General features: G+C 61.0%; 20 protein-coding genes. 12 read left to right on the top strand and 8 right to left on the bottom strand.

The features are described from left to right. Positions 1-86 precede the first annotated feature (86 nt). Genes QM609_RS22435 through QM609_RS22425 form a run of 3 tightly spaced genes read left to right on the top strand, consistent with a single transcriptional unit; the run spans position 87 to position 1960 of the window. Positions 87-716: a SipW-dependent-type signal peptide-containing protein gene (locus tag QM609_RS22435; RefSeq protein WP_007735401.1), complete on the top strand. Its 630-nt coding sequence runs from the start codon at positions 87-89 to the stop codon at positions 714-716. 7 nt (positions 717-723) lie between these two features. Next, complete coding sequence (locus QM609_RS22430; RefSeq protein ID WP_228232510.1) at positions 724-1341, top strand: hypothetical protein; 618 nt, start codon at positions 724-726, stop codon at positions 1339-1341. A gap of 10 nt (positions 1342-1351) precedes the next feature. Further along, positions 1352-1960, top strand: coding sequence for a signal peptidase I (locus tag QM609_RS22425; RefSeq protein ID WP_076949134.1), 609 nt, complete (start codon positions 1352-1354; stop codon positions 1958-1960). Between the two features lie 688 nt (positions 1961-2648). Here the strand turns inward: QM609_RS22425 and QM609_RS22420 are convergent. The 7 genes from QM609_RS22420 to urtA all read right to left on the bottom strand — a co-directional run bounded on the left by QM609_RS22420 (position 2649) and on the right by urtA (position 8888). Beyond that, entirely contained in the window at positions 2649-3179 is a 531-nt protein-coding gene (locus QM609_RS22420) for a hypothetical protein (RefSeq protein ID WP_076949135.1), read from the bottom strand. Between the two features lie 190 nt (positions 3180-3369). Further along, positions 3370-4059, bottom strand: a complete 690-nt coding sequence (locus tag QM609_RS22415) for a GntR family transcriptional regulator (protein WP_076949136.1) — start codon at positions 4057-4059, stop codon at positions 3370-3372. Position 4060: 1 nt separating this feature from the next. Continuing rightward, entirely contained in the window at positions 4061-4753 is a 693-nt protein-coding gene (urtE, locus tag QM609_RS22410; RefSeq protein WP_003941544.1) for an urea ABC transporter ATP-binding subunit UrtE, read from the bottom strand. A gap of 3 nt (positions 4754-4756) precedes the next feature. Next, positions 4757-5593: an urea ABC transporter ATP-binding protein UrtD gene (gene urtD, locus QM609_RS22405; protein ID WP_003941545.1), complete on the bottom strand. Its 837-nt coding sequence runs from the start codon at positions 5591-5593 to the stop codon at positions 4757-4759. Continuing rightward, positions 5590-6696, bottom strand: a complete 1107-nt coding sequence (urtC, locus tag QM609_RS22400) for an urea ABC transporter permease subunit UrtC (protein ID WP_007735392.1) — start codon at positions 6694-6696, stop codon at positions 5590-5592. The genes urtD and urtC overlap by 4 nt, the downstream gene beginning before the upstream one ends. Next, complete coding sequence (urtB, locus tag QM609_RS22395) at positions 6693-7577, bottom strand: urea ABC transporter permease subunit UrtB (protein WP_003941514.1); 885 nt, start codon at positions 7575-7577, stop codon at positions 6693-6695. The genes urtC and urtB overlap by 4 nt, the downstream gene beginning before the upstream one ends. Before the next feature lie 54 nt (positions 7578-7631). After that, positions 7632-8888 (bottom strand): urea ABC transporter substrate-binding protein, encoded by a 1257-nt coding sequence (urtA, locus tag QM609_RS22390; RefSeq protein WP_007735391.1) that lies wholly within the window; start codon positions 8886-8888, stop codon positions 7632-7634. 267 nt (positions 8889-9155) lie between these two features. Between urtA and QM609_RS22385 the strand changes: the two genes are divergently transcribed. The 9 genes from QM609_RS22385 to QM609_RS22345 all read left to right on the top strand — a co-directional run bounded on the left by QM609_RS22385 (position 9156) and on the right by QM609_RS22345 (position 18494). After that, positions 9156-9896: a TetR/AcrR family transcriptional regulator gene (locus QM609_RS22385; protein ID WP_076949138.1), complete on the top strand. Its 741-nt coding sequence runs from the start codon at positions 9156-9158 to the stop codon at positions 9894-9896. A gap of 126 nt (positions 9897-10022) precedes the next feature. Then, positions 10023-11207, top strand: a complete 1185-nt coding sequence (locus QM609_RS22380) for an ABC transporter substrate-binding protein (protein ID WP_042452925.1) — start codon at positions 10023-10025, stop codon at positions 11205-11207. Between the two features lie 15 nt (positions 11208-11222). After that, positions 11223-12098 carry a branched-chain amino acid ABC transporter permease gene (locus QM609_RS22375; protein ID WP_054186876.1) on the top strand — a complete coding sequence of 292 codons (876 nt, stop codon included), beginning with the start codon at positions 11223-11225 and terminating at the stop codon, positions 12096-12098. Between the two features lie 68 nt (positions 12099-12166). Continuing rightward, on the top strand, positions 12167-13126 hold the full coding sequence (locus QM609_RS22370; RefSeq protein ID WP_228232622.1) for a branched-chain amino acid ABC transporter permease: 960 nt from the start codon (positions 12167-12169) through the stop codon (positions 13124-13126). Next, the gene (locus QM609_RS22365; protein ID WP_007735383.1) at positions 13123-13896 is read left to right on the top strand and encodes an ABC transporter ATP-binding protein; all 774 of its coding nucleotides are present in this window, start codon (positions 13123-13125) and stop codon (positions 13894-13896) included. Before QM609_RS22370 ends, QM609_RS22365 begins: the two co-directional genes overlap by 4 nt. A 1-nt stretch (position 13897) precedes the next feature. Next, entirely contained in the window at positions 13898-14602 is a 705-nt protein-coding gene (locus QM609_RS22360; protein WP_020906733.1) for an ABC transporter ATP-binding protein, read from the top strand. Between the two features lie 9 nt (positions 14603-14611). Beyond that, entirely contained in the window at positions 14612-16252 is a 1641-nt protein-coding gene (locus QM609_RS22355) for a class I adenylate-forming enzyme family protein (RefSeq protein ID WP_054186878.1), read from the top strand. A 68-nt stretch (positions 16253-16320) separates the two neighbouring features. After that, the gene (locus QM609_RS22350; protein ID WP_042923295.1) at positions 16321-17340 is read left to right on the top strand and encodes an alpha/beta hydrolase; all 1020 of its coding nucleotides are present in this window, start codon (positions 16321-16323) and stop codon (positions 17338-17340) included. Positions 17341-17471: 131 nt separating this feature from the next. Next, positions 17472-18494 (top strand): alpha/beta hydrolase, encoded by a 1023-nt coding sequence (locus tag QM609_RS22345; protein WP_054186879.1) that lies wholly within the window; start codon positions 17472-17474, stop codon positions 18492-18494. A gap of 5 nt (positions 18495-18499) precedes the next feature. On the opposite strand, the gene ramB is transcribed toward QM609_RS22345, so the two are convergent. Then, positions 18500-19912 (bottom strand): acetate metabolism transcriptional regulator RamB, encoded by a 1413-nt coding sequence (gene ramB / locus QM609_RS22340; protein ID WP_003941547.1) that lies wholly within the window; start codon positions 19910-19912, stop codon positions 18500-18502. Positions 19913-19921: the final 9 nt, after the last annotated feature.

Genomic DNA, 19921 nt, shown 5'->3' with positions numbered 1-19921 from the left:
GGTCATTTCGGATATTTCGGATGAAATTGGGGGCTAGATTTCCCGAATCGGAGGTTCTTTCGCATTCCAAGTGAATCGAGACCAGCATGGCCACTGATCGGAAGGCTGTAAACAAGCGCAAAGTACGTGCATTACTTGCCGGAGGACTTGTCCTCGGTATCGGCGCCGCTGTCACCTTGGCGGCGTGGACAGACAACGTTTTCGGCGACGCGCAGTTCAAGACGGGAAGTTGGAATCTCCAGGGCAGCTTCGACGGACTGACGACCTGGGGTGAGTATCAAGTGGACGCTTCCGCCGGCCACTTCCAATTCAGCACGGGATTCGACGCACTCTCACCCGGAACGACGGTATACGCGCCGGTAGCGCTTCGGATCGGTCCCACGGCCAGCACTTCCGGCGCGACGGTACAACTACTCGGTGCAACGGGCGGTGATACCGACCTCAAACCCGCCCTGCGGTACTCGGTGTATCGAGGTGTCCCCTCCACGACCTGCACGGCAGCGGGAATTGGAGCAGGAACAGCATGGGTAGGCACGACAGCCAGTCCGGTGGCCTTGACGGCAGGTTCGGGTTCGGATGTCACCTTGCTAGGCACGGGCGTGCCGGTGGAACTGTGCTTCGCGGTCACGCTGCCTGCCGGAGTCGACCCTTCGATCGTGTCGGGCAAGAACACCGGGCGCTTGCTCTGGCAGTTCACCGGCCAGTCCACCCCCTGACGCCTGCGTGGTCACACGGCGAATGCGTCAGGTGTACGCACTGGCGGCCTCGGGACTCGTCCTGGGTATCGGTGCAACCACCGTGGCCGCCAGTTGGGTGGACAGCACGATGGGCGATGCATCGTTTCGCACCGGAACATTCGGAATCGAGTCGAACGTCGGCGGTGGATGGTCGTCGCATTCATCCAGTGCCCCTGGCGTTTTCACGTACACGCCCTCGGCGCTCCTGATTCGCCCCGGTGCGTTCTCGTACGGCCCGATATCTCTTCGAACAGTGCCGGTCTCGCCGGCAGCATCCGTCACTCTGCAGGCGGCCACGGTTGCCGGCGACTCCACTCTGGCGTCGGCGCTGCGGTATCGGGTGGTCAAGTCGACGACCTGTGATGCGTCAGCCTTCGCCACGGGAACACCACAATTCGTGGTGGGAAGTGCGACGGTGTTTCCGTCGCTCTCAACTGGTTCCGCAGTCGGGGCCATCGCGCTACCCACCGGTGGAGCGTCCCCGGGCGCCGCGGTGGCGCTGTGCTTCGAGATTTCGCTGCCCGCAACCTCGGCTAATTGGAGCAACTCGGCGCTGACCGGTAAAACGGCAACTCCCACTTGGCAGTTCAGTGCAACACCCTGAAGGAGCTGCAATGCCAACACATGCCCGGGCAACACATGCCCGGACGAAGAAGCGTTCGATCCCCACGATCATCGGGGACTGCATCCTTCAGGTTCTCGCTGCCGGTGGGGTTGTTTGTATCGCTTTGGTGATCTGTGCCTTCGTTTTCGACATCACACTGATCTTGTTCAAGACCGGATCGATGTCGCCGACCATTCCGACCGGATCTCTGGCAGTTGTGCGGGAAGTAACGGCAGATTCCGTCGAGGTGGGCGACGTCGTCACCGTCGATCGGGGAGTGTCCGAACTGCCGGTGACCCACCGGGTCGTCTCCGCTCGTACCCAGGACAACGGCATCACGATTCTCGATCTCAAGGGTGATGCCAACGCTTCGGCTGATCCCGCGGTATACGAGGTCACCACGGTCCGAAAGGTGCTCTGGCACGTTCCGGGATTGGCGCGGGTGATCGTCTACTTCTCGAATCCTCTTGTTCTGGGGGCGATCACGCTGACCATGGCCGCTTTGGTGGTCGCGGTATTCTGGCCGCGCAATACCGATGACGACGATGATGCCGACTCGGCCGACCCGAAAACCGAACCCATCCAGGTTCTTCTACCGCCAGACGGCGGTAGACAATGAAGCGTCGCCACCTGTTTTCAGTCATCGTATTGGCAGTTGCGGTTGTTTTGGGCTCTGGTTTCTCGTCTCACCCACTCCTCGGAGAGACAGAAGCGGCGTGGACAGACTCCGAGTACGTTACCGGCCCGATTTCCACCGGTTCATGGACGACGAGTGGGTACGGCAGAGGCGCCGGCGGGCTCGGGTTGTCCAGTGGCGGAATCGTGATAGATCTTTTCGGCAGTTCGATGTTCGAAGGTGTCTCACAACAGAACACGATTGGAAAGGACCTGGACACAACCAATCTGGTGGTTGCAAAGCTACTGGGCGTCAACTCGTTGTCCCGGACCGGATCGATCTCGTCGTGCGCTGCCTACTCGGTCGGGCAGCCAGCGAGCGGCCGCTGCCAGTCGGCAATTGTTTCGGATACCGATGCGACGTCGACACTCACCTCGATGACCGTGACAGTGAACTTGCTGTCTCTACTGGGGGTTGATCTGGTCAGTGCGCCGATAGTCACTGTGGCATCGCCGATTACGGCAGGGGCTGCGTGCGATACCTCGAACAGGGCATCGGTATCGGCGAGTAGCCCCACGAATCAGGTGACGGTGGGATCTCGCGTCCTCACGATTCCACAGCCTGCCGAGAACGCATCGGTGACGGTAACAGGGGCGGACGCCACTGTGAACGCCGCTGGCTTGGCGACGATTCAATACACGAACATCAAGCTCGTGAGCACGCGAACGTCCACGGCAACAACGGCGCAATCGACGCTGAGCGTGAGTCTTTCGATGGCAGCTTTTGCGATTCTGGGGGCGCAGATACTGGGCACCACAAACGTGACATTCAATCTTGTAACGGCCCAATGCGGAATTGGCAGCGCGACATACCCGGTCACGCCGCTGAGCCTCCCAACCGGATTTGCTGCGCGTGCGGTCAGCCCGACGTCTACTTCGGTGAGCGAACCCCCGTCATCGACGACTTCTTCGACCACGGCAGCTGAGACCACGGCAGCTGAGAACACGGCAGCTGAGAACACGGCAGGGATGACGACCACCGCGTCTGTGCCGACACCGACAGCAACCCCGACATCGACAGCAACCCCGACATCGACAGCAACCCCGACAACGACAGCCGCACCAACTACGAGCACACCGGCTCCGGCGGATCCAATCGGGACAGCGATCCACGGCCCCGCCGATTCGAGTATCTCCGCCTTCACCACGGAAGACGGACTCACCTGCGACGTTGCTCCTGATGCGGACTACACGAGCGAAGTTGCAGTCGAATGCTCGGACGGCACAACGGGTACGGTGCCCGGTTCTGTACTCGGCCCGAAGCCAACCGTACCGGGGGAGTATCTGCTGGTCCCCCTGACGAGAGACCACGTCACCGAAGTCTTCACCCTGAAGTCAGCGACACGACGCTGATCAGTTCCGCACAGCGTTGGCCATGGCGGCCAACGAGAGGGCCTGCCGAGCGCGGTCGAGGACAACCGCACGAGAGATGTCGATGTGCGACACCAGTGCCTCGTGCGCTTGCGGAATCTTGCCGTCCAGAACCAGCTCGACGACGGCGATATGTTCCTCCACGGTGGCCTTTATACGGTCGGGAGTCAGGTAGTCGAACATCCGCACGGGGCGCAGCTTCGAGTTGACGGCCTGCAAGGCGTCGACCAACGCATGGTTTCCGGACGAGGCGAGGAGCGCGATGTGGAACTCCTCGTCGAGCGTCACGAAACCGGCGTCCGGTACCGGCATCTGTTTGAGAAATGCGTACCACTTGTCGAGTTCGGAACCGAGCGCGTCTCGATCATGAGCGGGGGCCTCACCGTCGAGTACCCGCCGAAGTCCGTGTACCTCGAGGAGTATGCGCAGCTCGTAGAGGCCACCCAACTCGTCGAGGTGCGGTCGGTACGGAAAGAGGCCGTGTTCGTCGCGCTCGACCAGCCCGTCGGATTCCAACTTCGCGAGCGCTTCGCGCACCGGTGTTCGCGAGACACCGTAGAGATGAGCCAACCGTTCTTCGCCGAGTCGTTCGGATGGCGCGATCTGACCCGACATCAGATCGTTTCGGATCGACCGGTAAACCTGTTCGCGCAGCGGCGGCCGCACACTCATGTCAGATTGCCATCGCTCGACGAACCGCCTCGGTGGACGTGGTGCCGCCCTCACCGGTCGAGGTCACGTGTCCGGCCGCGAGAATGCTGTAATGCTGAGCAGATTGGAGCGCGAAACCGATGTGCTGCTCTACGAGGAGGACACCGAGATCGCCGCGTTCGGTGAGTTCCATGACGGTCCTTTCGATTTCGGCGACCACGTTGGGTTGAATGCCCTCGGTCGGCTCGTCCAGAATGAGGATCTTGGGCTCGGTGATCAGGGCGCGAGCGATGGCAAGCTGTTGTCGCTGTCCACCGGAGAGAAGTCCCGCGCGACGGTCGAGGAGCGTGGTGAGTGCGGGAAACAGATCCAATGCCTCTGCGATGAGTGCCTTTCCGCGTTTGCGCCCGTCGGCGACCACCCGAAGATTCTCGGCAGTTGTCAGTTGTCCGAACGACTGCTGACCCTGGGGTACGTAGGCAAGTCCGCGAGCGACGCGGGCGCTCGGCCGTAGACCGGTGATGTCCTCACCGTTCAGAAGTACCTTTCCCCGTGTAGGTTTGATCAGACCGACGGCGGCGCGCAGCAAGGTGGTTTTACCCGCACCGTTGTGACCCATGACTGCCGCAACTCCGTCGCTGGGAACCAGCAGGGATACGCCGTGGATCACTTCGGTGCGTCCGTAGCCGGCGCGGATGTCGACGAGCTCGAGCATGATTCAGTCCTCCGGGGTCGGTTCGGTGTCGGCGCCGAGATCGGTTCCGGCAGCGGCTGTGCCGAGGTAGACCTCTTGCACCTTGGGGTCGGCTTGGACCTCCGCCACAGTTCCTTCGGCAAGCACTTTCCCAGCGGCGAGCACTGTGACGGACGTGGCGAAGGATCGCATGAAGTCCATGTCGTGCTCGACTACGACGACGGTTCGCGCACCGCCGATGCGCCGCAGAAGGTTCCCGGTCTCCTCGCGCTCCTCGAGGCTCATGCCTGCGACGGGCTCGTCGAGCAGGAGCACGGAACAGTTCTGTACCAACAACATTCCGATTTCGAGCCACTGCTTCTGTCCGTGCGCCAGAATGCCTGCGGCGGTGTCCCTGAGGTGCTCCAACCCGGTTGTCTCCAGCGCCTCTTCGATCTCGGGAAGCACACCTTTGCGTTTTCTGAGCAGGTTCCACGGTGATCGGCCGGCTCCGGCCGCGATGTCGAGATTCTGCAGCACCGAGAGCTCTTCGAAGACGCTTGCCGTCTGGAAGGTTCGCCCGACGCCGAGGCGGGCGATCTTGTGAACCTTCTTGCCGAGCAGTTGCTCGCCGGACTTCGTGATGGAACCCGTCGCGGGAACGAGTCCGGTGATGGCGTCGACCAACGTTGTCTTTCCAGCCCCGTTCGGGCCGATGAGAAACCTCAGGTCGCCCTGCATGAGGGTCAAGTCGACGCCGTCGACGGCCTTGAAACCGTCGAAGCTGACCGAAAGATTTCGTACTTCGAGGTACTCGGACGACATTCCGGCGTTGCCACCCAGTGCCGGTGTGGGTTCGCTGGTGGCGGTTGTGTTGGTCATGACGACACCTCCACTGGTTCGGGTTGGGAGACCTTGACCGGCGGGTCGGCCGGGGTCTCACGCTTCTTGCGGTGGCGCATCAGGGCGAACAATCCGGCCACACCTGCCGGGAAGAACCCGACCACGACGATGAACATCAACCCTTGTGCGTAGATCCATCCCGAAGGGAGTTTCTCCGAGAATGTCGACTGCGCCCACGCGACGCCGATCGCACCGAGTACCGGACCCAGAAGCGTTGCGCGGCCACCGATCGCGACCCCGATGAGAAAGGCGATTGACGGAACGATCCCGACGTCGGCGGGGGAGATGATGCCCACGATCGGAACGAACAGCGCACCGGCGATACCGGCGAGGAACGCCGCGGTCACGTAGGCGACCAGTTTGATGTTCGCCGGATCGTATCCGAGGAAACGTACGCGCTCCTCTTGATCGCGGACGGCGACGAGGAGTTCGCCGTATCGGGAGTTCATCAGCTGGCGAATCAGAGCGACCGATGCGAGAAGAACTCCGGCGGCGATGAAGAACAACATCTGCTTGTTCGCCGGATCGTTGAGGTTGAAACCGAAGAACGTGCGAAAGCGGTTGAGGCCGTTGCTGCCACCGATCGACTGCTGGCCGATCAAGAGGATCGCGAAAGCCGCGGCGAGTGCTTGCGAGAGGATCGCGAAGTACGCGCCCTTGACTCTCCGCTTGAACACACCGAGTCCGAGGAGAAAGGCAACAGCGGCCGGCAGGAAAAGGATGGCGAAGATCGCCACGAATGGCGAGGCGAACGGTTGCCAGTATCCCGGCAGTTCGGTCTTGCCGGCGATGGACATGAAGTCCGGGACCGCGTCGCCCTTGAGTTCGGCATCGGCGATCTTGAGGTGCATCGCCATCACGTATGCGCCGATCCCGAAGAACACCCCCTGGCCGAGCGTGAGCATTCCGCCTCTGCCCCAAGCCAAACCGATACCGACAGCGACTATGGCGAAGCACAGGAACTTGGCCAACAGTGACAGCCTGAAGTCCGAGAGCACAGCCGGAGCGACGGCGAACAGCACGATGGCGGCGAGTGCAAAACCGCCCCACACCCGAATTCGGGAATTGTTCAGGATGCTCATACGAGGCTCCTCGTCTTGACTGCGAACAGGCCCTGCGGCCGAACTTGAAGGAAGACGACGATGATGACGAACACGATCACCTTCGCGATCGACGCTGTCGTCGAGTACTCGATGAACGAGTTCAAGATGCCGAGGGCGAAGGCTGCGATCACGGCTCCCTTCATCTGACCGAGACCGCCGACGACAACAACCAGGAAGGCGTCGATCAGATAGGACTGGCCGATGGTCGGGCTGGTGGAACCGATGAGCGTCAACGCGACACCCGCGACGCCGGCGAGCCCGGAACCGAGGAAGAAGGTCGTGATGTCCGTACGACGAGAGGAGATTCCGCTCGTCTCGGCCAGATCGCGATTCTGGACGACGGCCCGGATGCGTCGACCCATCGACGACTGCTTCAGTGCGACCGAAAGCGCGATCACCGCTGCGATCGCCAATACCAGAATGAAGATGCGGGTTTTCGGTACCACGGCGCCGAAAATATCGACCCCGCCCGAAAGCCAGCTCGGCGCCGAAACATTGACTGCCGGCGCGCCGAAGATGTCGCGCGCCAACTGCTGAAGGATCAATCCGACGCCGAATGTCACCAACAGGGTGTCGAGGGGTCGGTGGTACATCCGCGATACCAGGACCACTTCGAGCACAACACCCATCAGTCCGCCGACGACGAAACCGACGAGCAGAGAAATGATCAACGATCCCGTTGCATTCGAGATCACCTGCTGCACTACGTATGCGGTGTACGAGCCGGCCATGATGAACTCGCCGTGTGCCATGTTGATGACACCCATCTGCCCGAACGTGAGAGACAACCCCAACGCTGCCAACAGGAGAATCGATCCGATACTCAAACCCGTGAACAACTGCCCGATCACAACATCCATGACAGACGCTCCACCTCTCTACTCGTCGATTCCGTCAATTCCGCCTTTTGTCGATCAGCTACCGAGCCCCTCAGCCCAGGGGTAGTTCTTCAGGTACGGATCCGGCTCGATCGGCTGTCCCGAATCCCAGACCGTGTAGATCAGTCCGTCGGAACGGATTTCGCCGATCCGGGCAGTCTTGGTGATGTGGTGGTTGTCGCCGTCGATGGTGACGAGTCCTTCGGGCGCTTGGAAGGTCACACCGTCGGCGTTGTCCTGAATATCCTTGACCGCAAACGAGTTGGCCTTCTCGACGGTGTTCTTCCAGAGGTAGACGGAGGTGTATGCCGCTTCCATCGGATCGGACGTGGGCTTGTCCTGGCCGAACTTTGCCTTGTACGCCGCGACGAACTTCTTGTTCTCGGGGGAGTCGATGGTCTGGTAGTAGTTCCACGCCGTCAGCTGGCCTTCGACGTTCTGGACTCCGATACCACCGACCTCTTCCTCCGCAATAGAGACGGAGACGACGGGCATGTCGGCGGGCTTCAGGCCGACATTCGAGTATTCACGGAAGAATGCGACGTTGGAATCGCCGTTGAGTGTGTTGAACACGGCATCGGCGTCGGCTGTGCGGACCTTGTTCACGATGGTGGAGAAGTCGGTCGAACCCAGAGGCGTGTAATCCTCGCCCTTGATCTCGATGCCGTTCGCTGCCGCGTACGCCTTGATGATGCGGTTGGCGGTCTGCGGGAACACGTAGTCGCTGCCGACCAGATACAGCGACTTGACACCCTTCTCCTTCAGGTAATCCAGAGCCGGGATGATCTGCTGGTTGGTCGTTGCACCCGTGTAGAAGATGTTCTTCGAATCTTCCAGTCCCTCGTACTGGACCGGGTAGTAGAGCAAAGAGTTGTTGTCCTCGAACACGGGCAGCATGGCCTTGCGGCTCGAGGAGGTCCAGCCACCGAAAACTGCTGCGACGCAATCGCTGCTGATCAGTTTCTCGGCCTTCTCGGCGAACACTGTCGGCTCCGACGCGCCGTCCTCTGCCACGATCTGGATCTTCTTGCCCAGCACACCGCCGGAATCGTTGATCTCCTGCACCGCCAACGAGATGGAGTCGCGGACCGTCACTTCACTGATGGCCATGGTGCCCGAGAGTGAATTCAGGGAACCGACCTTGATCGTGTCCCCCGAGGTGTCGACGCACGACGTAGCCGTCGAATCTCCCGATGCGGTGTCTGTTGCCTTGCTTCCGCAGCCGGTGAGAACCAAGCCCAGCGCGGCGAGAGCGGCCGGCGCGGCAAGGGTGCGCTTCGAGAAGGTTCGCATGTACGGGCCTTTCGTGTCGATGGCTCTGGCAGACAATGGCTCTGACAGATCTGTATCCGGAGTGCGTATACAACGCTGTATTCGTCGAGTGCACAGAGTAGGTGGAAGTTGTTGCGGTGGAATGACTGTCGGTGACAAGTGTGTGTCCGGTGTTTCGATTGGGTGTCCAGGACCTCACACCGCAGGTCAGCGAGGGTGCGGTGTTAGCATCGACGAGAAATTGATCAAGCACTCGCTTGACGATCGGAACGTCGGAAGGATCTTCTCGTGCGCTCGACCCGACGGGACGAAATACTCGCTCATGCGGCCAAGCTGTTCAGTGAGCGGGGAATCGCCGCGACGACGGTGCGAGACATCGCCGACGAAGTCGGGATCCTCTCCGGCAGCCTCTATCACTACTTCGACTCCAAGGATGCGATAGCCAACGAGATCGTCGTCCGGTTCCTCGAAGATCTCAACGTCCGGTACGAGGACTCGATCGAACCGGAAGGTTCGGCTCGAAATCGCCTGGCCACGATGGTGTCGGTCTCTTTTGCCTCGGCGGTGGATCACCCGTATGCCACGGAGGTCTATCAGGGAGAAGCCATACTTTCGTCGCAACCGGCGGACGCGCCCATCACCATCCTGGTTCAGAAGGCACACAGCTACTGGCGATCGGCTATCACTCGCGGAATTGCCGACGCGGAGTTTCGGGAAGACATCGATCCCGAACAGTTTCACCGTCTCCTGCGTGAATCCGTCTGGTCCACCGTCGCGCAGTATCGCCCGCAGCTTTCCGAATTGGCCGAAGATCTGCAGCGCAATCTGATTTCGGTTTTCCTGGACGGCTTTGCCGCACGTTCCGTCGACGGCGAGCCGGTGGCACGCATTGCGCGGCGCACGGCGAAGAAGGAAGCGCAGACCGAATCTCCCGACTCGGAACTTGCCGAACTCCGCTCTGATGTCGACGAATTGAAGTCCGTCATTCGCGAACTCAGCTCCTCGATCCGGCATCTGCAGAAGCCGTAACACCGCAGTTCCTGCGCGTGTAGTTCGAGTTTTGACTATCGGTGTGACCCAGTGCATACTTCTGTCCACACTCGTAAATCAAGCGCTTGTTTGATTTACCAAGCAGAGTTTGGACGGGAGTTCGATGTGAGACTCGGAAAGGCGATCGCCGTCTGCGCGGCAGTGGTCCTCGGGGCGAGCGCGTGCGCATCTGCCGGTGTCATTCCCGAAGACACCATCGTCATCGGTTTGGACGAGGACTCCACCGGGCCCGGTGCGTCATACAGCACGATCGCCGGCAAGACCGTGCGGATGACCGTCGACCTGATCAACCAGGCGGGCGGAATCAACGGTAAGCAAGTCGAATTGGTTGTCGAGAACGACGAGAGCAGTCCCACCAAGACCCCGTCGATCATTCGGAAGTTGGTCGATCACGGATCAAGTGCGGTCATCCTCGCCACGGGCAGCGGGTCGGTGCTGCAGGCCAAGTCGATTCTCCAGCAGTCGAAGATTCCTGCGATAGCTCCGGTCGTTCTCAGCGACGCCTTTGCCTCGGCGCCCGACAACGACTTCTCGTTCATGATTCCGAACTCGTTGAAGCAGTACGCCCAGGTGTACTGCGGGGCTTTCGAGAAGATGGGGTACAAGTCCCTGGGAATTCTCGGTGACGCGAGTGCGTCCATCGACGGAATCATCAAGACCCTGCGGCCGGCGCTCGAGAAGTGCGCGAGAGTGACGGGCGTCGAAAAGGCGCCGGTCGATGCCGCGGACATCACCGCACAGGTCTCACGTCTCGCGGAAACCGAACCGGACGCGATTCTGGTCGCCAGTATCGGCGGGCACTTCGAAATCCTCGCGCACAACACCTTGTCGAAGGTCACCCCGCAGACGCAACGCTTCTCACTCGCTTCCATCGGAAACCAGCCCGCATCTTGGGCTTTGGCGGACCCGAAGGCGTTGAGCGGCATGGTGTACATGGGCTCGCTCAGTGAGAACAACCCGAGAACCGCCGAACTGCGTCGCAAGGTGCAGGCGGTCAAGGGGCCCGATTATCAACTGACCGCCTACGACGCACAGGCGTACGACGCCGTCATGATGTTGGCCGAGGCCATCGAGATTGCCGGCGATCACCGAGATCGGACGGCCGTTCGTGATGCTCTTCAACAGGTTTCGGCACTTCCCGCCAGCTTCGGCCAGGACGGACTGACACTGTCGTTCTCCTCGCAGGATCACCTTGCTCCGGACAGCCTCTGCGGACTGGTGCTCGTCGAATTCGGTGAGGACAACAAACCGGCCCATCCGTGGGATTCCTACCAACCCCCGTGCGGATAACCGAGGAGCTTTGACATGACAGACGCACAACTGTGGCTCGCAGCCATCGAGATCGGTGCCTTCTTCTCTCTGATAGCCCTCGGAATGTATCTCGTGGTGGTCGGCGCCGACTTCTTCAACTTTGCGATGGGCCCGTACGCTATGGCTGCGGCAATGGCGTCGAGTTGGGTCGCGATCAATTACGGGCTCGCTCTCTGGATTGCCATGCCGCTGGGGATCGCGGTAGCGGTGGCGCTGTCGATCTTGACGGAAAAGCTTGTGGTCAAACAGGTTCAGAAGCGTTCGGGTCGTGGGGAACTACCGGCGTTGGTGGCGGTGACCGCAGTACTGTTCGGGATCCAGCAGCTCGCCGGCACTGTCTTCGGCCGCACACCACTTCCCGGGCAGAAGATCTTCGACTTCGATCCGATATCGGTACTCGGTGCGACCGTCGACAGTTCGACCGTTGTGCTCGTCGTCGGAACTGCTCTGATCTTCGTCGGTATCGGACTGTGGCTGAACCGGTCCACGTCGGGCCGTCTGCTCCGCGCCGTCGGCGACAGTCCGGATGCCGCCCGCGTCCTGGGCTTGCCGGTGGATCGGGTACGCCTCATCGCGTTCACCCTCGCGGGTGTGATCGCCGCGGTCGCCGGACTTCTGTTCGCTCCCAAGGCCGGTGTTCAGTTCACGAGCGGTCTGTCATGGACGCTGACGGCATTCATCGCACTCGTCATCGGTGGTACCGGCAGGAGTTGGGCTCCGCTGATCGGCGGAATGGTGTTGGGCGTCGTCCAGGTATTCGCCCCGTACTACTTCGGTGCGAGTGCTGCTCAAACCGCGATTCTCTTGATTGCCCTGGTGTTCTTCGCTTTCCGTCCGGAAGGCTTGCTCTCGAGGAAGGTTCGCGTCTGATGGCCTCGCTTTCTACCAGTCCGCCGACGTCAAGTCCGCCCACTCCGGCCGGCAGTTCCCGGACGAGGATGCTCGCCGTGTCACGAGAAGCGCTGATCACCGTGGCCGTGGTTGCTGCCGTGCTGCTGTGGATGGGGCCGAGTCTGTACCGGCAGGATCTGGTGTTCCTCGCTGCGACGTATTCGCTGATCGCCCTCGGCATGTACGTGCCATTCGTGCTCGCGGGATCACTGTCGATGGCGTACAGCGCGTATGCGGCGATCGGCGCGTATGCCGTTGCGCTGATCTCGGTTCGGACCGGGTTGTCGATGTGGTGGGGATGGATTCTCGGCGCCCTCGCCGCTGCAGCGGTTGCAGTACTCCTCAGCTTGGCAACACAGAAACTCTCCGGCTTCTACCTTGCCGCGGTGACCTTGTTGTTCGGTATCGCTTTCGAGCACTGGTTGATCGACGGGCCGAGTTTCACCGGCGGGTCGGCCGGGATCTCGGGCGTCGAGACTGTGACGATGTTCGGCTGGGAGCCACCGCGCTACGCATTGGTCGTGTTCGCGATCTTGTTCGTGTGTCTGATCGCGGTCACTGTCGATCGACTTCGGAAATCGGTGTGGGGGCTGATGTTGCAAGCTGCCCGCGACAATCGTAATGTCGCACGGTCTTCCGGCGTCAATCCTGCGCACCTGACCGTTGTGGCGCTGGCGATCGGTGCCGCGATCGCGTCGACCGGCGGATCGCTGTTCACCGTGTCGGTGCAAGCTGTCACTCCTGAAACCTTCACTCTCAGTATTGTTTTCCTTGCGATCTTCATGCCGATCATCGGCGGTCGCAGTTCGGCGTGGGGTGCTCCGCTCGGTGCATTGATCGTGGTGATCGTGACGCTGAACATGCCCGGGTACCAGGGAAGTGGCGAACTCCTGCTTGCCGGAGCCGTCCTGGTGATCCTCATCGTCGCGCCTGGTGGGGTGATCGGGTGGAGTCAGAACGTTCTGGGTCGAATGAACCGTCTGTACAAGGAGCGTGGCAATCGATGACTCGGCTACTCGAAGTGAGCGGGCTCCACAAGTCCTACGGCGGCGTCCGCGCTGTCGACGATGTCTCGTTCAGCGTCGGACCGGGAGAGGTGATCGGCCTTGTCGGCCCGAACGGGGCAGGCAAGACCACACTGGTGGACTGCATCTTCGGCACACAGCAAGCAGACTCCGGAACCGTCGCGCTCGCCGGTGCTCCCTTGACCGGGCCGTCGGAGCGCCGTGCACGGCAAGGGCTCTCGCGCACGTTTCAACATCCGCAGCTCGCGGCGGAACTCGACGCCGTCGACAACATCATCCCGGGACTGTACGGGCACAAGATCACCTCACCGCTGCACTCGCTGTGGTGGGCGATCAAAGGACCTTTCGAGAACTGGGACCGGACAGCACAGCGGGCCCGGGAGATTGCTGCGCGATACTCGGTCACCGACGTCGAGAGTGCTTGCGGGGATCTCAGTTTGGGCGCGCAGCGTCTGGTCGAGGTGGCGCGGGCGATGGCGACCGAACCCGAAGTCCTCCTGTTGGACGAACCGTTTGCCGGTGCGGATCACGACGGCATCGCTGCCATCTCCGGTGCCGTGCGATCGATTGCCGCGCAGGGCAAGGGAGTAGTCCTGGTCGATCACAACGTCGATCTCATCGCGGCGCTCGCCACCAAGATCGTGCTGCTCAATTTCGGATCAGTGGCGTTCTACGGACCACCGCAGGAGTGCTTGGCCAGCGACGCGATGCGAGAAGTCTATTTCGGTTCCGAATACGAGGAAGGCGCCTGACATGCTCGAACTCGACAGAGTCACAGTTCGATACGGATCCGCTGTCGCCGTCCGGGAAGTCTCCCTTGTCGCCCCCGCCGGTGAAGTGACAGCGATCGTCGGGCCGAACGGTGCGGGCAAGACCAGCTTGGCGGGATCCATCTACGGCTCGGTTCCCGCCACCGGGACAATCAAATTCGATGGTCGAGAGATCCAGAAATTATCGGCACTGGATCGTGTCCGCAGCGGATTTGCCTACGTTCCCCAAGGCAGGCAACTGTTCATGCGAATGTCCGTTCGCGAGAACCTACGCGTCGGCGCAGACCTGCTGGGATTGAAAGCCGAAGCCGTGGAAACAGCTTTCGAGAGGTTCCCGATCCTGCGTGAACGCTCGGAGAGTTATGCCGGGGTCCTCAGCGGTGGTGAGCAGCAGATGTTGGTTCTGGGGCGGGCCCTTCTGGAAACCCCGAAGGTGTTGCTCCTCGACGAGATGATGACAGGACTGGCACCGAAAATCGTCGCGGAGCTGCGAGCATTGGTCGGGGGTCTGGCCGCCGAGGGTGTGACCGTCATCGTGACGGAACCGGCACTTACTGCACTGAAATCGGTTGTCGACCGCGGATATGTCATGCAGCGCGGCGAACTCGTCCGCGAATGCGATTCCGCAGCGACACTGGACAACGCGTACAAACAATCGATGGGCGTCCTCAGCGCCGACGGGAGATGATCGACGATCATGCTTGAAACGAAGACACTCGACTTCACCGTCGGTGAATTCGCCACGAATCCGGACCGCTTCGCCGGCGTCAGCATCAGCGAAATGGTCAGGCATTGGTCTGAGACCATCCCGGACGAAACCGCCTTTGTCACTCCGGAATCGAGGGTGTCGTGGAAGCAGTACGACGCGGCTGCCGATGCGATCGCGTCGGCGCTGGATCTAGCTGGTGAGGGATACGGACATGTAGCCGTGTTGCTCCCCGACACCGCTGTATTTCATGCGGCTCTCTGCGCAGCATTTCGTACCGGCCGCGTCGCCGTCGGAATCGGTTCGCGCTCGGGCATTCGCGAGATCTCTCATCTGATCGCCCGCTCGGAAGCCTCCGTACTCGTCACCACTCGCACGCTGCGCGGCGTCGATACCGCCGAACTCGTGGCGAGTCTGCGGGCAGAGCATCCCGGACTGGACGTCGTCTTCGCCGACGAACGCGCCGACGTGAGTTTCGAACGCGTGAGCGCAAACGGCGAACTCACCTCGTTGCCGGTCGAGCTAAAGCAGTTCCCCGCAACCAGTCCGTGTTTTGTCACGTCAGCCGTTTCGATGCTGAACTCGACCTCCGGCACAACGGGCCTACCCAAACTGGTCACACAAACCGAGGATCGTTGGGTTGGTTTCTCCGAGATTGCCGCCGAGGCGGCGGCGATCGGTTCGGATGAGGTGTTCCTCGGCGCGGTTCCAGCACCTTTCGGATTCGGCCTCTGGACTTCGCATTTCCTGCCGGCACTACTCGGTGCTCGCAATGTCGTCATGGAACGCTTCGACGTTTCGGTGATGATCGAGTTGATCGAGCGCGAACGGGTGACTGCTTTGAATTGTGTGAGTACACAATTCAAGATGCTGTTGCGTTCGGAGGCCGCGGAATCGGCCGATCTCTCGTCACTTCGTTTCATGTTCACCGGTGGTGAAGCCGTGCCCTATTCGGAGGCGCTGGCATTCGAACAACGTACCGGAGCGGCTGTCCTGCAGTTCTACGGATCGAACGAAACCGGCGCCGTCTCGGTGACGACGGTTTCGGACGATTCCGACACCCGACTGAAGACGTGCGGCCACGTCATCGATCGCATGCGAGTTCGTGTATTCGACGATGCGGCAAAGGAAATGACCGGCTCCGTCCGCCGCGGTCAGCCTGGGGTGAACGGACCGCTGATGTGTCAGGGCTATTGGGGGGACACCGATGCGAACGACGAGTTGTACACCGATGACGGTTGGATGCTTCTCGGCGACATCGTCGAGATCGACGAGACAGGACGGGTGCGTGTGGTCGGGCGCAAAGCCGACATCATCATTCGTGGCGGCAAGAACATCTCCGCGGTCGAAGTCGAGGAGTACGTGCGCGCGCACCCTTCGGTGGAGTTGGTCGCCGTGGTCGGGGTCGACGATCCGCTGTTCGGTGAGAAGGTCTGTGCGGTCGTCGTGTCCGCCGATGACGATCTGAGTTCGGAGGATCTGACCGCCTGGCTGCAGAGCCGAGGAGTGACCCGCGAGTACATACCCGAGTACGTGATGACGGTCGCCGAATTGCCGATGGCGGCAGGCGGCAAAGTAGCCAAGGGTGAAGTCAAGGCACTCGCGCAGAGGCGGATCGCTGAACTCGGCTGATCGCACTTGGCGGTACCGGCTTCGCGTTACGCTGATCCGGACATTGTGCCGAGAGTGAAGGAAACCCGATGACGAACCCTTCACCGCATCGGTGGCGCAGGCGCTTGCTGTGGGCTCTGGCAATTGTGTTCGTTCTGGTCGGAGCCGTGGTTCTGGCCTTCGTTCTGAGCCCGAGACCTGGCGCACTCACCGTGCGATGGGTCTTCGATCGTGATGCGGTGAAAGTCACCGAGGCGCTCGAGAAGCACGCGCCCGAAGGCGTCGACTCGATCAAGGACCAGCAGTACCGCGCCGATGACGACGACGCATACCTGGATGTCTACTTTCCCGCAGCGACGACGACCGCATTGCCTACGGTGATCTGGACTCATGGCGGTGCCTGGATCTCGGGAAGCAAGTCCAACTACGCGCCGTACTACGAGTTGCTGGCCTCGCGTGGCTACACAGTTGTGTCCCTGGACTACTCACTCGGACCTGAGCACCACTATCCGACGGCAGTGCGGCAGCTCAACGACGCTCACGCGTACGTCGTCGCGAATGCGGAACGGCTGCATGTTGATCCGACGACGGTCGTTCTGGCCGGTGATTCTGCGGGAGCGCAACTCTCGAGTCAGCTCGCCACTCTCATCACTGATCCCGCCTATGCGAACCGTGTGGGCGTGGTCCCGTCGCTGCGGCCGGATCAGTTACGTGGAGTAATCCTGAACTGTGGAATCTACGACGTCGGGAACATGGTCGGCGGACCCGGCATCATCGGTTGGGGAGTTGATCGGTCCCTCTGGGCGTATACCGGCGTGCGTGACTTCATGAGTACCGACGCAGCGGATCAGATGTCGACCTTGAACCACGTCACCGATCGATTTCCGCCTGCCTACATCAGCGGCGGCAACGCCGATCCGTTGACGGATTCTCAGTCGAAACCGATGGCTGACAAATTGACCGGGTTGGGAGTTGCGGTCGACACACTGTTCTATCCGGCCGATCACGTTCCGGCGCTCGGTCACGAGTATCAGTTCGATCTGGACAATGCCGACGGTCTCACTGCACTCGATCGCACGGTTCAGTTTCTCGAGGCTCATACCGGCTAAATGTCGGATTGTGGTGAACCACTGCGAAAATGGTCATTTTGGACAAAGCTCCGCGGGTGCGTTGCCAGGGAATTCTCAACTAGTCCTTTTGGTCTAGCCTGGGTGAATCCGATCCGACCCCAGGAGTTGTTGTGCGCGCGTCTTCCCCCGACAGACGGCGAAGGCGCATTGTCGGAACCGCGGCGGTATTCGTCGTCATTCTGCTGTCCGGGGTAACCGCGGCACTCGTCAGTCCGTGGCCAGGAGTTCTCGTCGTACGGTGGATGTCAGCGGGTGGCTCCGAAGCGACTCACGCACAACTCGACAGGCATGCACCGTCAGGAATCGTCTCGATTCTCGATCAGTCGTACCGCGACGGCGACGACGATGCACAACTGGACGCGTACTACCCGTCGGAGTCCACTTCGGCGCTACCCACGGTGGTCTGGGTGCACGGCGGTGGCTGGATATCAGGATCGAGAACTGATGCCGACGGTTACTACAAACTGTTGGCAAATCAAGGCTTCACTGTGATTTCGGTGGACTATTCACTGGGGCCGGACGCGTATTACCCCACCGCAGTGAATCAACTTAACGACGCGTATCGATTCATCGTGAGCAATGCGGACAGGTTGCATGTCGATTCGAACAACCTCTTTCTTGCCGGAGATTCGGCAGGCGCGCAGTTGTCCAGTCAGTTGGCGACCGTCATGACCAGCCCTGACTACGCGTCGGAAATGGGTGTGGAGCCGGCATTACGTCCCGAGCAGATACGCGGAGTTGTCCTCGACTGTGGGGTCTTCGATCTGAAACCGCTGCTGTCACAGGGGAAGTACTTCGGTTGGGGCGTCGACAAGCAATCGCTGTGGGGGTACCTCGGAACGAGGGACTTCGACGGGTCGACTGCAGTGGGTCAGATGTCGACACTGGGTCATGTGACCTCGGACTTTCCAGCGACGTTCATCACCGGCGGAAATGTCGACCCACTGACCGCCAGCCAGTCGAAACCCATGGCAGAACGGCTCGCCGATCTGGGCGTCGAGGTCGATGCACTGTTCTACCCGGACGATCACGAGCCTGCACTCGACCACGAATATCAGTTCGACCTCGACACCGTGGACGGGATGGTCGCGTTCGATCGCACAGTCGCGTTCCTACGCGACCACGTGCGTTAGCGCGGTCAGCGAATCACGTACGGCGAAATCGAACTCCGGTGCTCGCTGATGTCGAGGTCTTTACCCAACGGAGGGAAGGCACGCTGCGGACAATTGAGGCGTTCGCAGACACGGCAGCCCGAGCCGATCGGCGTTCCCGGATTCGACTCGTCCAGATCCAGACCGTCGCTGTAGACGAGTCGGTGGGCGTGTCGAATCTCGCATCCCAATCCGATGGCGAAGATCTTTGCGGGCTGTCCGTATCGAGCCGCTCGACGTTCGACCGTGCGCGCAACCCAGAGGTATCGACGACCGTCGGGCATCTGCGCGATCTGAGGCATGATCTTGCCCGGATACGAGAACGTCTCGTAGACGTTCCACAGCGGGCACGTACCGCCGCTGGTGGAGAAGTGGAATCCGGTGGCGGACTGACGCTTCGACATGTTTCCGGCACGATCGACACGCACGAACATGAACGGAACCCCGCGAAGTTTGGGGCGCTGCAGGGTCGAGAGGCGGTGGCAGATCGTCTCGTAGCTCGCGGAATAGAAGGCGGACATGCGCTCGATGTCGTACCGGAAGTCCTCGGCAACCTCGTGAAACTGGCTGTAGGGCAGCACGGTGGCCGCGGCGAAATAGTTGGCCAAACCAAGCTTCGCCAGGGAGACCGACGCTTCGCTGGTGAAGTTGCCCTCGGCCACCAACGAGTCGAGCAGGTCGCCATGCTCGAGGTATGCGAGTTCTGTCGCGAACTTGAAGACCTGTTGCCCGCCGGAGAGCCTTGCGGAAATTTCCAGGACCCTGGTGTCCGGGTCGTAACGGTGAAGTATGTTCTCGCCCAAGTCGACTCGTCGAACGATCTGCACGTCATGGACGGACTCGAGGCGTCTGGCGATCTCGCCGGCGACGTCGCCACGGTGAAAGCGCATCCGGGCAGTGAGTTCTTCGGCTGCGGTGTCGAGATCGTGGATGTAGTTCTGTCGCTGATAGAAGTAGTCGCGCACTTCCTCGTGCGGCATGGTGATCGAACCGCTGCCGCTGCCGTCCGAGAAACGGTCCTCCGTGGCTGCGGCGAGCTGGGCCGTCGTGTTGCGGAAGCGGCGATGCATGTTCACCATCGCCTTGGCGAGGCCGGGGTGGGTGGAGACCATCTCCGCGATTTCGTGGGCGTCGGCGTCGATACCCATCTCCTGATCGAGGGCAACTTCACGCATTTCCGCGATCAGGCGCGTGTCGTCCTGCGGGGAGAAGAACGTGGTGTCGACACCGAAGACTTCACTGATTCGCAGGAGCACCGGCACGGTGAGTGGCCGGACGTCGTGCTCGATCTGATTGAGATAGCTTGCCGAGATCTCGAGCGTCTTGGCCAGTGAAGCCTGACTCAACCCGCGCTCGGTCCGCAGTTGGCGGAGCCGGACACCGACAAAGGTTTTCGACATTTTCCCAGG

The organism is Rhodococcus sp. IEGM 1302 (assembly GCF_030056935.1).
GTDB classification, from domain to species: Bacteria; Actinomycetota; Actinomycetes; order Mycobacteriales; family Mycobacteriaceae; genus Rhodococcus_F; species Rhodococcus_F qingshengii.
The sequence above is the reverse complement of the archived record's forward strand: the minus strand, read 5'-3'. Positions and strand labels throughout refer to the sequence as shown.